This window comes from Psychrobacter sp., assembly GCF_041554015.1.
Classification (GTDB): Bacteria; Pseudomonadota; Gammaproteobacteria; order Pseudomonadales; family Moraxellaceae; genus Psychrobacter.
In genome coordinates, this window is record NZ_JBFFMS010000001.1 from 225,845 (window position 1) to 240,292 (window position 14,448).

Sequence of the window (14,448 nt, forward strand, 5' to 3'; positions counted from 1 at the left end):
TAGAGTAGCACTACGCTTAACTATAGTGAATTCAGTATTCAAACGATACAGCGGGACTGGGATAAATTTTACGCAGCCTCTGTCGGCGTGGGCACAGCAAGTCAGAAAAATTTATACCAGCTCCGCGTTACAGTATGGCGTATCTGTTTTATTTGGAATCGACTATATCTTATCAAACGCTCAACCATCGCTATACCCCATCTTCCATTCTATAACCCACCTTCCGTGCTATTTTCTCAACAGAGGACAAAAAACCTTGTACGGTTTTTTTATCCGCTGGTCATAATCGCTGACAAGATTCTGTTAATGCCATTCTCATCGCCTTATAAATACGACACGGTCAATTGCTGATTGTGTTGCTATAGTCATTTCCAAATAAAAAATATCTTCCATTGCAATGCGGAATGGGCATAAATTTTATATTACCTCAGCCCAAGTGCAACTAGCGAGTGTCAATAAAGGAGCTATGCTGAAATGATCAATGTAAACAAAGCTTTATAAGTTACAGAAATGATAATAAAGTAATCAATCTTACTATCTGACTTTAATCTGGTTTATGGCAAACTTGATATCGAATTTGAGAGTTTATTGGCATTTTTAAGTAAGGTTTTGATATACAGTCGATACTAAATGATTTAATGCTAAATAAAATGGATACGTTATCTGACAATATGAAACTGGCATAAATTTTTATATTGCACTGACTATAGCACTTTATCAAATGCCCCTTTATTAAATGTCCCTTTGTTAAATGATACTGGATTAAAGAGGAAAAAGCGGTGACTTTAGGAAGAAGCGCTCGTAAAAATAGGCGACCTATTTATATTCAGCCGAATCGCTTTACTGATAGTTTATCTCATCAGCAAGCATACTATTTGTTTTTGGATATAGATGGCACCTTAGCTGATTTTACGCTGAATCCCAAAGACAGTATTATCCCAAAATCAACCTTACTACTTTTACAACAAATACAAAATTATGGAGTGAAAATCGCTGCCGTGACAGGACGCAGTTTGGGAGAAGCAAGGCAAATGTTGTCACCTTTAAGATTGCCAATTGCCGCCACTCATGGACTAGAGATCGCATTGCATGATGGCAGCGATAATCATGAGAAAGACCTTGCCAGTATTGATATCACTGAGCTTGCGATTATAAGACAAGCCATTATCCAATCTTGTACTGCCTTTGATGGCTTTACCATAGAACACAAACCCTATTCTGTCGCCCTGCATTTCCGAGAAAACCCTAGTTTGGCTGATACAGCTTATACCATCATGACAAAAGTTTTGACAAAGCATAATAATTGGGTGTTAAAACCCGGTAAATATGTTTGGGAGCTGGTACCAAGAGGGGCCAATAAAGGCACAGCCATTTTGACCTTACTAAAAAAAACTCAGAGTAGTGAGAGTCTTTGTCCTATTTTTATCGGTGATGATAGTACGGATGAGGCAGGATTTATGGCGATACAAGGTGAAAGTATATCGCTAGATGGCTATCAGCATCCCATAAAAGGGATGGGAATTAAAGTTGGTCATGAGCCGACGCACGCCCATTACTATGTAGATGGTACTCATGAAGTGACTATTTTACTAAATAGCTTTCTGAGCTTTTATAAACAACGTAGGGCGCTAACAAAAGAACCAGTGAGAGTGAGGCACATGCTATGAGCCGCTTAATCGTCTTGTCTAATCGAGTTAAAATGCCCGATAACAATCCCATGGCAGGCGGACTGGCGATAGCGCTGCAAGATGTATTAATGGAAAAATCAGTCATCTGGATGGGCTGGAATGGTGAGATCAGCGATAGTGTTCATGATGATTTTGTTCATGGATTTAGTAGCACCAAACAATCTGTCTCGCCAGATATGGATATATCGCAGGGCAAGACATCTATTACTTATATGACGATGGCTTTTACGACTCAGCAATATCAGCAGTTTTATTGTGGCTATGCTAATAACGTCCTATGGCCATTACTGCACGAGCGCGTTGATTTAATAAGTCAATCGCCGGAGGACTATACAGGCTATCAAGCGGTCAATCGCCTTTTTGCTGAGCAATTAAGGGCAGTCGTTAAGCCTCACGATGTAATCTGGGTACATGATTATCATTTTTTAAGTGTGGCGTATCATTGTAGGCAGTTAGGTATTCGCAATCGCATCGGCTTTTTTTTACATATTCCGTTTGTCTCATTGCCGTTTTGGCAATCTCTTGATAACAGCTCTGAGCTGATTGGCCATCTTGCTCATTATGACGTACTTGGCACGCAAACGCAGCAAGGGCGCATTAACTGTCTGGCTGTCTGCCGACATTATCTAAAAGATAAGTTGTCAGAAGCCTGTTTTTTAACGTCCTCACCCATCAATATTTTACACGAAAAGCAGCATGCTGCGAGTGCACAGCTATCATCTGCTGTGCAGTTAATGTTTGATCTGGAGTTAAAACCTCAGCATTCTTTAATGATAAAGGCTTATCCAATCGGTGTGAATGTCGAGAGAATCCAGCAACAGGTTAGCCACTTATCTGCTCATGGCTCATTACAAGCCGCCACTCCCAATCTGCAAAAATATACCAAAAAGTCTACCGCGCAGCAGATTATTGCCGTGGACAGAATCGATTACTCAAAGGGGTTGTTAAGACGTTTTTCGGCATACCGCGATTTTTTACAGCAAAATCTGTCATACCAAAATCAGCTAAAATTATTGCAGATCGCCTGTCCCAGTCGCTTAGATGTACCTACTTATCAGCAACTTTATAATGAGGTTAAAACGGCTGTACATGATATTAATCAGCAGTTTTTGCCCAGTAACGATACAACAGATGCCTCTATACATGATTGGCAAGTGATCAACTATTGCGAAAGTGTCATAAGCCATAAGACATTAATGGCGATGTTTTGGCAGAGTGACATAGGTTGGGTCAACTCGCTTAAAGATGGTATGAATCTGGTGGCTAAAGAATATATTGCAGCTCAAAATCCTGACAATCCTGGCGTACTGCTACTCTCACGTTATGCAGGGGCAGCAGAGCAAATGCAAGCGGCGGTCATCATTGATCCCCATCAGCCAAACAGTATGGCAGAGGGTTTAAAGATAGCCTTGACGATGCCACTAGATGAGCGGCGCTCACGCCATCAGTCGTTACTACAAGGACTACAGCAAGATAACTTACAGGCTTGGCAGCAGAGTTTTTTGGATGACTTATATGATGATAAAAGCTGTCAAACAGATGGCTTAAGACCTGCCACCGTCTACCTGTCTGACTCATAAGAATAGTTAGGAGACCTTTATGCTACTGTCAGATAAAACAAATCCTTTGTTATCAGAGATTAACGCTAACATAGAAAATATCATATCTGCTGATAATCAGACCATGAAAATGCTTGTTTTAACTGATACCTTACGCCATGACATTCTAAAGGCTTTAATTAGCTATAGCGAGAAAATCCCGTATCCTGCCAGTGGTGCTAGCACTATAAAAGGTGAAGTCTCAAACACATTAAATCGTTGGCAGATATTGGCCTATGTAGCAGGGATTGATTTAACGGTTGTAAAGTGGTTTGAGTCGCATTTAGATGCCTTGAGTATTTTATATGAGGTGGGGCATGGTAACCCTGAGCAAGGTTTATGGGCTATTTGGGCAGCAGAGGGCTCCCCTGATCCTATTGATTATCAGCAGGGTAAAATCAGTGGTACAAAAGGGTGGTGTTCAGGAGCCAACATTGTAGAGCATGCGCTAATAACCTATCGTGATAAGCGCGGTCAATCACAACTACTTACCATAGATATGCAGCAAACTGGCATAAAAATTGATAATGAAGCATGGCAGGCGGTAGGGATGCAAGCCACTGATACAGCGACTCTACAGTTTTCTGAGGTGCGAGCCCGTCAAGTTGGAGCAGCCAATGCTTATCTAGAACGAGTGGGATTTTGGCACGGAGCGGCAGGCGTTGCTGCCTGCTGGTATGGGGCAACAGCTTACTTAGCAAGCTACTTAATTGACGCCTATCAGCAGAAACCAAACGATTATAAAGCCATGTATTTGGGTCAGATTAGTACGGATTTGGCGGTTACTCAGCAGTATTTTTATTATGTTGCCGATTTGATAGATAGCCAGCCACAGCTGAGTCATGAGCTTGCCATACGTCAGCTAAGAGCCTACGTTGAGAAAGTCGCTCGCCAAGTAATAGACGTCGTCGGGCAAGCATTGGGCGCCGCGCCATTTTGTCATAATGCTCATTTTGCCAGACTGTCAGCAGATCTACCTGTATTTATACGCCAAAGCCATGGTGCTTTTGATCTGCAAAAAATCGGCGAGCTATCTAGCATTTTAGCGCGTGAGTCAACAGCTAAGCGGAGCAATATATGGCAACTGTAATATCTGATAAGACGATAGAGCTTGCAGAAAAAGAGGTTACCGTGACCCATGCTGATCCGCTTGAGAGTAACCATCCGATTGTGGGTGACCGTGTTATTGAAGGTGATGGCACCAGTCAGGAGGCTTGGAGAAACTGGTCAGGATTGCATGATTTGCCTCGATTGGAGATTACAAAAAGCTTTGCCCCGCATCAACGTGTCTGTATCTTTGCCCCGCATCCTGATGATGAAGTACTAGGCTGTGGTGGTCTCATGCAGCAACTGGCGGCGCATAGCAATCCTATCGTTCTTATTCACGTGACCAACGGCACACAAAGCCATCCAAACTCGACCCTCTACACTCAAGAAAGCCTTGATATTATTCGACCGCAAGAAAGTGTTAAAGCGCTGGCAGCATTAGGCATTGCTCAGCAGGTCACGACCATTACTCTACATTTAGCAGATGGCGAAGTCTTTAGCCAACAAGACAAGCTTTACCAAAAATTATCAGCCATTATCCAACCTAACGATATTTTAATAACGCCCTTTATGCGCGATGGGCATCCTGATCATGAAGCAACCGGACGAGTGGTTGCGTCGTTTGCCAAGCAACATCAGTTAGCCTGTTATCAGGTACTCATTTGGGCATGGCATTGGGCAAAGCCTGCGGACAGCCGTATTCCTTGGCATGGTGCCATAAAAGTTGATCTAACCTCGGAGCAGCTACAGCGTAAAGTAGACGCCATTGCCTGCTTTGAGAGTCAAGTGACCATTGATGCAAGTACGGGTAATCCACCTGTTTTATCTGCGCAAACGATCGCTAGAATCAGCCAGCCGTGGGAGGTGTATATATATGAGTCACGTATCTAAAGCCAGCTTGGCTGACAGCAGTCAATATGAGAGTTATTCAGAATCGTACTTTGATACGTTATATAGAGGAAATACCGACCCATGGCAATATCAGACTCGCTGGTACGAAAAACGAAAGCGTGATATGTGTCTTGCGGTACTGCCGCAATCTCAGTATAAGAATGGTATCGAATTGGGCTGCGGCAATGGTGTGCTTAGTGAACTCTTAGCACGTCGTTGTCAGGCTTTGGTCAGCCTTGATGGCAATCATCAGGCGGTACAACTTGCCAAAGCGCGCTTGGCTGAGCTGTCTCATGTTAAGGTTATTCAGGGTGTGATTCCTGTTAAATTATTCTCTCTAAAAGCTGCGCTGTTGGAAGCTTATCCTTTGGCGGAAAATACGCCTGTCATGGCAGCGCCCTTTGATTTGATTGTCATTAGTGAAATTTTATATTACTTATCGCCGACCGATATTGACACGGTGATCGCTTGGATACAGCAAAACCTTGCTATAGGCGGTACATTATTATGTTGTCATTGGCGCTACGCTATTGAGGGTTTTGTCATGACAGGTGAGACCGTGCATAAGCGTCTACATCATGCCTTTAACCTCATGGCGAATGACAAGCATCAAATTGCGTTTAATCATCAAAGCCAAATACTAGACAGTGATTTTTTGTTAGACGTTTGGCAACGATCGCAAAGTTCGGTAGCAAGGCAAGAAAACTTGATATAAACAAGTATAAAACTCAGAAATACTGAGCAAAATAGGCAAGGGTAGAAGGGATGAAAATCGGTATTGTGATTCCTGCTCATAATGAAGCGCTGACTATCGCCAAATGCTTGGCATCAGTACGGATAGCTATCGAGCAGTTGCCCTCAGTTATTGACGTTTATACGCTGGTGGTATTGGACAGTTGTAGCGATGATACGCAGTCCCTTGTCGAAGCTGCAGGTACTGATTATCTATGCTGTGACTATCGATGTGTGGGACAAGTCAGAGACATGGGCCTTCGTCATGCGATCGCCAATGGTGCAACCTGGCTTGCCTGCACAGACGCCGACTCAGCCGTGCCTATGGATTGGTTAGTCCAGCAAGTAGGACACATTCGCCATCAACCGACAGATATGATTTGCGGTGTGGTGGACATCGACAGCTGGGCACATTTGACCGCGCAAACTCAAAAAGAGTATATCGCCCATTACCAGGATAGGATGGGACATCGTCATATTCATGGGGCAAATTTAAGTTTTAGCAGTGAGGCTTATCTGGCGGTTGGTGGCTTTGCGCCTATGCCGTGTCATGAAGATGTGGATCTGGTCGAAAGATTTGCAGCCCAAAGCTATGCCATCACTTGGAGCAATCGCGTCCGTGTGCTGACCAGTAGTCGCTTGCAAGCTCGGGCAACCGAGGGTTTTGCAGCCTTTCTAACCAATTTAGAACAAAACAGCCGACATTGAGATACGTCATATAGGGTTATACAGATCTATGATTGAGTGCCAACAAAATTTAACAACATAAAGCCGTGACAAAACCTAATCTAATAATTTATTACTATTTGCCAGCGAGAAGCCAGCATGTCTACTTTAACGTTAACGATTAATCAGCAAGATTATACGTTTGATAATCTTGACCCGCGAACGACATTGCTTGATGTTTGTCGTCATCACCTACAGATTACTGGACCAAAAAAGGGCTGCGATCATGGGCAATGCGGCGCTTGTACGATGCTTATTAATGGGAGACGGGTCAATGCTTGTTTGACATTGGCGATCATGCACGATGGTGATGAGATTACTACCATTGAAGGTATCGGACTACCTGAATCACTATCGGAATTACAACAGGCTTTTAAAGATCATGATGCGTTTCAGTGTGGCTACTGTACACCGGGACAGATTTGTTCAGCAACCGCAGTGCTAGAGGAGATCAAGCAGCAGTGGCCAAGTCATGTGACGACTGACTTGCAAAATCCCAATGGCCTACTGGTACAAGAAATTGCTGAGCGCATGAGTGGTAATCTTTGTCGTTGTTCAGCGTACCCTAATATTGTTAGCGCCATCTCACAGGTACTTGAAAAGCAAGTACCAAAGGCCTCTTTAGTGCCTGACTTAGTGACTGACGATGAGACTAATAATAAGGCAATCAATGGGGCTATTAGCGGTATTTGGTCGCCGCCGCCAAGCGAGGCACAAATTGGCAATCAGTCAGTAGTCAAGCAAACTGCCAATGTTTCCGATGTTGCCGATGCCGCTAATGCTACTACGGTTGACAATGCTAAAGGAGGTCGTTTATGAAACGCTTTGATTATATCCGCGCCCTCGAACCACAACAAGCTGTGATGTTTGCCACTCCTGAGAACGCAACCTTTATTGCCGGTGGCACCAATTTATTGGATTTAATGAAAATTGAGATTGAAACGCCGCAAAAATTGGTTGATATCACACGCCTTGAACTAGCCGCTATCGAACCTACTGCTGATGGCGGTTTGCGCATCGGTACGCTGGTGACAAATAGTGATTTGGCTGCATATCCCTTAGTTATCGCAAACTATCCTGTATTAGCACGGGCGCTGTTAGCAGGGGCGTCAGGGCAACTGCGTAATAAAGCCACCACAGGCGGCAATCTGCTACAGCGTACCCGTTGTTACTATTTTTATCAGCCAGATAGTCCCTGTAATAAACGCAATCCTGGATCTGGTTGTCCTGCTATTAAGGGTGAAAATCGCCCGCTTGCTATAGTAGGGACGAGTGATGACTGCATTGCTCAGCATCCATCAGATATGGCGGTAGCGATGCGCTTGCTCGATGCCACTATTGAGACGCTCAGAGCAGACGGCACCTCGCGCCAGATTCCAATCAAAGACTTCTACTGCTTGCCAAAAGACACCCCCAATATCGAAACGGTTTTAGAGGCAGGGGAGCTGATTACTCATATTGTGCTACCAGCCCCAGTGAAGGGTATGCACACTTATGATAAGGTTCGTGATCGTGCCTCTTATGCCTTTGCCTTAGTGTCCTGCGCGGCAGTAATCAACATCAATAATCAAAAAAAATTAGAAACGGTACGTTTGGCATTTGGTGGTATTGGCACTGAGCCTTGGCGTAATGAAGCGGTTGAGGCTCTGCTTACAGGTACAGACGGTAACGTCGGTATTATCTCACAAGCGGCAGATTTATTATTAAAAGATGCCAAGGGTAGTGGTCAAAATGACTTTAAGATACCGCTGACGCGTCGCCTGTTAAAACAAGTTATTGAGCGCGCATTGACGGCTAAGGGAGCATAATCATGTCACTATTGGATGCAGTACTGCCATCAGAACCCACAAAAAAACTGACCATGGATAACCCCGTTGATACTCTTTTTGATAAAACAGCCAGTCAATTGGTTGGTAGGCCTATCAACCGTGTAGATGGTTCTTTGAAAGTCAGTGGACAAGCGACTTATAGCGCAGAATTTTATGTTGAAGGGCAGGTGTATGGCGTGTTAGTCGGTGCGACCATTGCTAAAGGCAAGGTCAAGCATATTGATAGCCATGCCGTAGAGGCGATGCCAGGTATTATTCAAGTGGTCACTGATCCCACGCATTTTTTGCGTAACGCTCAGCAAGGTGGGGAGAAAAAAGCACCCACGCAAGGTGTCGCTGAGATTTTTTACCATGGTCAGCCGATAGCTGCCGTAATCGGCGAAACCTTTGAAGCAGCTACCGAAGGCGCAAAAGCTCTTAAGGTGACTTATGAAGATGAAACAGCAGAGGCGGTGATAGATTTTGGCTCAGCCTTGGGACAGGCGCATCCGGTTAATGAAAAGAGCGGCTCGGATAAGAATAGTAAACAGGGCTACCCAGAGCAGGGACTTAAAGAGTCTGAGATTTCATTTGATCAGATTTACCATACCCCAAGCCAGAGTAATTCACCCATGGAGCCGCATGCTACCTTGGCTTATTGGGAGGAGGATAAGTTAATCCTGTATACCTCTAACCAGATGCTGTCCTCTTGCAAACAACAAGTGGCGGATGCCTTAAATTTGGAGCCAGATCAGGTGCAACTGATTGCCCATTATGTTGGTGGCGGCTTTGGTAGTAAACTTGGTATCGCGCCTGAATCGATTGCCGCAGCCATCTCTGCAAAGGAGCTTAAGCGTCCGGTATTGATTGTGATGACTCGTCCACAAGTCATGGAAACCACCATAAGGCGCTCAGATACGCGCCAACGGATTGCTATTGGCTGTAATAAGAACGGTATTATTAATACTTTTATCCATAATACTATCACCAGTAATTTACCCGGTGAAAGCTTCTTTGAGCCCGCAGCTCTGTCTACTCATTATCTTTATCGCGGTGAGAATCGACAGGTCGACTATCAGATGGTTGATGTCAATAAAGTGCTATCAGGTTCTATGCGCGCCCCTGGAGAGGCGGTGGGGTTAATTGCTGTTGAATGCGCCATGGACGAGTTGGCCATTCAATTAGATATGGATCCTATAGAGCTGCGCCGCCGTAATGAGCCTAAGCAAGATCCCAGTAAAGAGATCCCTTTTTCAACTCGGCAGCTAATCGCCTGTATGGAAAAAGGGGCTGAACAGTTTGGTTGGGAGAAGCGCAATAAAATACCTGCCAAGCGCTTAGAAGGAGACTGGTGGATGGGTATCGGTATGGCTGCCGCTGCCCGTGGTAATCAGTTAAAACTTTCTGAAGCAAGAGCAACCTTACAAGTCGATGACTCAAAAAAGCTTGGGATTAAAGCCATTATTGAGACGGACATGACCGATATTGGTACGGGCTCTTATACCGTATTTACCCAAATTGCTGCTGACCTGCTTGGTCTACCGATTGACCATATTGAGATGAAGCTTGGCGATACCAGTATGCCGCCAGCCGTTGGTTCAGGTGGTAGTATGGGTGCGGCAAGCTCAGGTAGCAGTATTTATCTGGCGTGTCAGCAATTACGTGAGATGCTGGCAAGAAAAGTCGGTCTATATCCAGATACCATCCAGCTAAGAAACGGTCAAATTAGCGAGATGGGAGAGCATAAAGAGACAGTGACAGAGACTATTGTCGAATCTGGTAACGATGTCGCCGCCGAGCTCGTCGGTAAGTTAGCAGAAAAGACGAACGTCTCCCTCCCCGAATCTATATGGGAACGTCTGCCAGAACAACAGGAGGCGAAATACAGCCAATACGATTTTAGTGACCACAACACTTATTCACTAGCCGATATCGTGGCGCAGTATGAAGAGCAACAGTTAAGTGCTAAAGGTAAGATTAAACCGGGTAAAAATGAAAAAAGCCATCGTCAATCTTCATTCGGTGCCAATTTTGCAGAAGTTGCTGTGCACCGAGTGACGGGTGAGATTCGAGTCAAGCGCATGACGGGTGTGTTTGCCGCTGGGCGTATTCTCAATCACAAAACTGCCACCTCACAGTGCTATGGCGGTATGGTATTCGGCATAGGCTCGGCGTTGATGGAAGAAGTTATCCATGATAAGTATGACGGGCGCTTATGTAATCATGACTTTTCTGAATATCATATTCCTGTCAATGCTGACGTACCACAGCTGGAAGTTATTTTGCTAGAAGAAGATGATCGTTATACCAATCCGATGCATATCAAAGGCATTGGTGAAACGGCGATTGCAGGTGCTGCCGCAGCGATTGCCAATGCTATTTATAATGCAGTTGGCATTCGGGTACGAGACTTTCCCATTACGCTAGATAAACTGATCAACCAACTGCCAGATTGATTCTAGCAAATACTGTTTTGCTAAGTTTATAAGGAACGTTATGAATCATACGGTTGATATCCTGAACCTTGCGGCACAAGCGATACAACAAGGTATTGATGCCGTAGTAGCCACTGTGGTTCGTACAGAAGGCTCAGCGTACCGTCAGCCGGGCGCGATGATGCTGATCTGCGCTGATGGTCGTTCGGTTGGGATGATTAGTGGTGGCTGCCTTGAGCCGCATATTATCAAACGTGCATTTTGGTTGACCCGTCATGGCGCGAGTGTGCAGGTCTACCAGACGGGCGATGACATTGAGTATCGTAAAAATAGCGATTATGCTTCGACTGCTGTACAAGACATTACTATCAAAGGTGAATATGCATCTGAAGATGATTTTCTATACGGCGAGCTCAATTTTGGTTTGGGTTGTAATGGACGAATACATGTTTTATTTGAGCGTTTAGCGACAGCGATACCATTACTTAATCTTATCCGCCAGGTTCGTATTACCCAACAGCCAGCAGTCATCGCCACGCTTATTGGCTTTGATAGTACAAAGAGTAAAGGGATGGGATTGCAAGTTGGTAGCCGCATTTATTTAGATACGTATTTAAAAACAGGATGTCTGACCGATGTATATTTGAATAGTACCATGGCGGACGATTCGAGTACGTTTATAGATGATATGTTATTACCCACCATTCAAAAACTATCAAACCATAAGTTTTATCAAAAAAACACTGCATATATAGAGCTAATGGACGATTTAGAACTACAAGCTACAGGTGATGGGCTGCATAAAACTGAGTGGTTATTTCAGCGGATTTGTCCACAAAACCGATTGCTCATTTGCGGGGCGGGTAATGATGTGATACCGCTGGTGACAATGGCAAAGCTCCAAGATTGGCATGTTACCGTTATAGACAGTCGTCCGCAATATGCCACCCGTTTGCGCTTTAGCCAAGCAGACTCGGTACTGTGCGTCGCATTAGATGATAGCGACACATTACGCAAGCTCAGTGCGGGCGCCGCCGTTGCTGTTATGTCTCATAGTCTGATCCAAGACCGCGCCCGCCTTGCCGTGCTACTAGAGCATCCTACTGACTATCGTTATCTTGGACAACTGGGACCTCGCTATCGTACTGAGCGTTTAATCAAAGAGATCCGTCAGGCAAGTGCTAATCCGCAACTGTTAGTAGATGGTATTGGCAAACTGCATTATCCTATCGGTTATAAATTGGGCGGGGAGGGGCCTGAAGCATTGGCGCTCAGTATCATGGCGCAAATGAGTGCAGTGATTCATGGACATACCTCGCAAACCTCACTTTTAAATAGCCAATATAATCTAGACGCCTCAGAGCAAACGGCTTTTAGTAATTATGAAAATGATTACGCCCATGACTAGCGATGTTGATACCAATCATTCTATGTCACCCATCAAGACTGCATTGCCTAGCAGCACAGAGAATGATGAACAAGACCATGCTGTTATCGTCTTAGCGAGCGGTCTAAGCCTGCGCCTTGGTCAATCTAAGCAACTGCTTAGTAAGCATGGCGAACCTCTTATCAATTATATGACCAAAATAGCATTAGCCACTAAGCCCCTTGCCGTTATTGTTGTCATTCCTCAAGAGCAATCAGCAATCACTGATACGATTAATAGGTTGGTCTGTCAAAATCCAATCCTCTATACCGTGATTAATTTAATACCTAAAATGGGTATGGCGCATAGCTTGTCCCTTGGTATTGACGCTTTGATTGGTTTAAAGAACTCAGTGATTAAGCGGGTGTTAATCATGGGGATCGATCAAGTATTATTAGAGGCAGAACATTTAACAGCGTTACTAGCGGCCAAAAACACAGTGGTTGCTAGTAGTTATCAATGTCTAGATAAAGCGTCTTCTAGTGATACGAGTAAAAATACTATCGTTGGTGTTCCGATAGTCATCAGTATAGAGTGTCTCAAGCAGTGGCAATCTGCACTGCTAGGCGATAAAGGTTTGCGACATTTGATTAGAGCCTTGCCATCACATCAGTTAAGTACAGTCATAAATCATCAGCTTAGCTATGATATCGATACCCCCGAACAGCTTTTTTATGCCAGACATCAGCACTGGCTTGACGCTTAGAAAGGGATAAAACCTAGATACTATCCATTTAAAATAAAAGCGATACGTCACGATATAGTCATAAGCGACTGCTCTAAGTTTTCCCTGCTTACTATTAGCACAGAGGCTATGGGCTTAGTACTTGTGCGCCGCACGATTAATCCTCACAGTCAACGGCTTGTATTTGGCTACAGATACTCCAGTCATACTCATTTATTGAAGAGCAATCTTACTTTGCGCCGCTGCTATGGCCGTATTCACTTGGGGTTTGATCGTCTTAGCCGTATTTTATTTAAAAAAATCATATCAATTTGGAAAATAAATAAGTTTTTTATCAAAAATTACTACTGTGTCGATCTAGCAATCGACGTTTAATGAGCCAAGCAATAATAAAGACTATAGCAAGCAACAAGAAAACTTTAGAGTAAGGCGCTAGTATAGTTGCAATGACCTCGTAGTTTTTACCCAAGTAAAATCCTGCGAGGGTCAATATAGTCGTCCAAATACTTGCTCCCAACGCTGTTAACACCAAAAAAGAGACCAGTGGCATTTTATTCATTCCTGCAGGAATGGAGATCAATGAGCGAATACCAGGCACCATGCGACCGAAAAAGACCGCTTTCTTACCATGTTTATTGAACCAAGCATCGGATGACAAAACATCTTCAGACTTAATAAACACGTATTTGCCATATTTTTTGGTAAATAGTATTAGGCGATCTTTATTGAACAAAGTTCCAAAATAGTAGAGAGGCAAAGCCCCTAAAACGCTACCAAACGTACCAGCTACTATGATCAACAGGAGATGTAAATCACCTCTAGCTGCCGCAAACCCTGCCGCTGGCATAATAAGTTCAGATGGTATAGGCGGAAAAACATTTTCGGCAAACATCGCAAATATAATACCAAGGTAGCCAAACTTTGCCATGATGGCCAGCACCCATTCACTCACTTGATGCATTGAATCACCTCAGTTATTGAGAATTTATTTCTTATAGTCCGCTCAAAATAAAAACGATACGTCACGTTGAAGTCACTATTTTATAGTAAACTAAAGCTGGTTAAAATCGAAAGCTATTTGTAATGGTAACTGCCAATAATCAGTTTATGGATAGTCGTCATTAACAATGCTTAAAAAGTATTTTAGAACAGCATTGTATCAACAACGAATTATAAAACAGTGACTATGGCAAATACATTGTCAAATACGTTCACAATTTTCTATAGAAGATTTTTTGATAATCCTTTATATTCTATTAAAAATAACACAGAGAAGTGGCTAGCAATAGCCACTTTTTTTATACCCGACCTTTCAAGTAAATGCCCATCGCTTTACGCAACCAGACAGGATGTGTCATGAGACATTTTTATTTAGACTTCATCTTCACAGCCATCGCCTTGATGATAGCTGC

At 43.8% G+C, this 14,448-nt stretch carries 12 protein-coding genes; 11 read left to right on the forward strand and 1 reads right to left on the reverse strand.

All coding sequences use genetic code 11. The features are described from left to right. Positions 1-779 precede the first annotated feature (779 nt). From otsB to ABYU67_RS00980, 11 genes are all read left to right on the forward strand, one after another. Entirely contained in the window at positions 780-1,667 is an 888-nt protein-coding gene (otsB, locus tag ABYU67_RS00930) for a trehalose-phosphatase (RefSeq protein ID WP_372843096.1), read from the forward strand. Continuing rightward, positions 1,664-3,268, forward strand: coding sequence for a trehalose-6-phosphate synthase (locus ABYU67_RS00935; protein WP_372843097.1), 1,605 nt, complete (start codon positions 1,664-1,666; stop codon positions 3,266-3,268). The genes otsB and ABYU67_RS00935 overlap by 4 nt, the downstream gene beginning before the upstream one ends. Positions 3,269-3,287: 19 nt before the next feature. Then, positions 3,288-4,376, forward strand: coding sequence for an acyl-CoA dehydrogenase (locus ABYU67_RS00940; RefSeq protein WP_372843098.1), 1,089 nt, complete (start codon positions 3,288-3,290; stop codon positions 4,374-4,376). After that, positions 4,364-5,224, forward strand: coding sequence for a PIG-L deacetylase family protein (locus ABYU67_RS00945; protein ID WP_372843099.1), 861 nt, complete (start codon positions 4,364-4,366; stop codon positions 5,222-5,224). The genes ABYU67_RS00940 and ABYU67_RS00945 overlap by 13 nt, the downstream gene beginning before the upstream one ends. Continuing rightward, a complete protein-coding gene (locus tag ABYU67_RS00950; RefSeq protein WP_372843100.1) occupies positions 5,208-5,939 on the forward strand; it encodes a class I SAM-dependent methyltransferase in 732 nt (243 codons plus the stop codon). The genes ABYU67_RS00945 and ABYU67_RS00950 overlap by 17 nt, the downstream gene beginning before the upstream one ends. A 50-nt stretch (positions 5,940-5,989) precedes the next feature. Further along, positions 5,990-6,664, forward strand: coding sequence for a glycosyltransferase family 2 protein (locus ABYU67_RS00955; RefSeq protein ID WP_372843101.1), 675 nt, complete (start codon positions 5,990-5,992; stop codon positions 6,662-6,664). A 117-nt stretch (positions 6,665-6,781) separates the two neighbouring features. After that, positions 6,782-7,501 carry a 2Fe-2S iron-sulfur cluster-binding protein gene (locus tag ABYU67_RS00960; protein WP_372843102.1) on the forward strand — a complete coding sequence of 240 codons (720 nt, stop codon included), beginning with the start codon at positions 6,782-6,784 and terminating at the stop codon, positions 7,499-7,501. After that, the gene (locus ABYU67_RS00965) at positions 7,498-8,490 is read left to right on the forward strand and encodes a xanthine dehydrogenase family protein subunit M (protein ID WP_372843103.1); all 993 of its coding nucleotides are present in this window, start codon (positions 7,498-7,500) and stop codon (positions 8,488-8,490) included. Before ABYU67_RS00960 ends, ABYU67_RS00965 begins: the two co-directional genes overlap by 4 nt. Before the next feature lie 2 nt (positions 8,491-8,492). Further along, positions 8,493-10,946, forward strand: coding sequence for a molybdopterin cofactor-binding domain-containing protein (locus tag ABYU67_RS00970; RefSeq protein WP_372843105.1), 2,454 nt, complete (start codon positions 8,493-8,495; stop codon positions 10,944-10,946). Between the two features lie 40 nt (positions 10,947-10,986). Beyond that, positions 10,987-12,333 (forward strand): XdhC family protein, encoded by a 1,347-nt coding sequence (locus ABYU67_RS00975; protein WP_372843106.1) that lies wholly within the window; start codon positions 10,987-10,989, stop codon positions 12,331-12,333. Beyond that, entirely contained in the window at positions 12,326-13,057 is a 732-nt protein-coding gene (locus tag ABYU67_RS00980; RefSeq protein WP_372843107.1) for a nucleotidyltransferase family protein, read from the forward strand. The genes ABYU67_RS00975 and ABYU67_RS00980 overlap by 8 nt, the downstream gene beginning before the upstream one ends. A gap of 313 nt (positions 13,058-13,370) precedes the next feature. Here ABYU67_RS00980 and ABYU67_RS00985 read toward each other — a convergent pair whose 3' ends face one another. Then, a complete protein-coding gene (locus ABYU67_RS00985) occupies positions 13,371-13,997 on the reverse strand; it encodes a DedA family protein (protein ID WP_372843108.1) in 627 nt (208 codons plus the stop codon). Between the last annotated feature and the right edge of the window lie 451 nt (positions 13,998-14,448).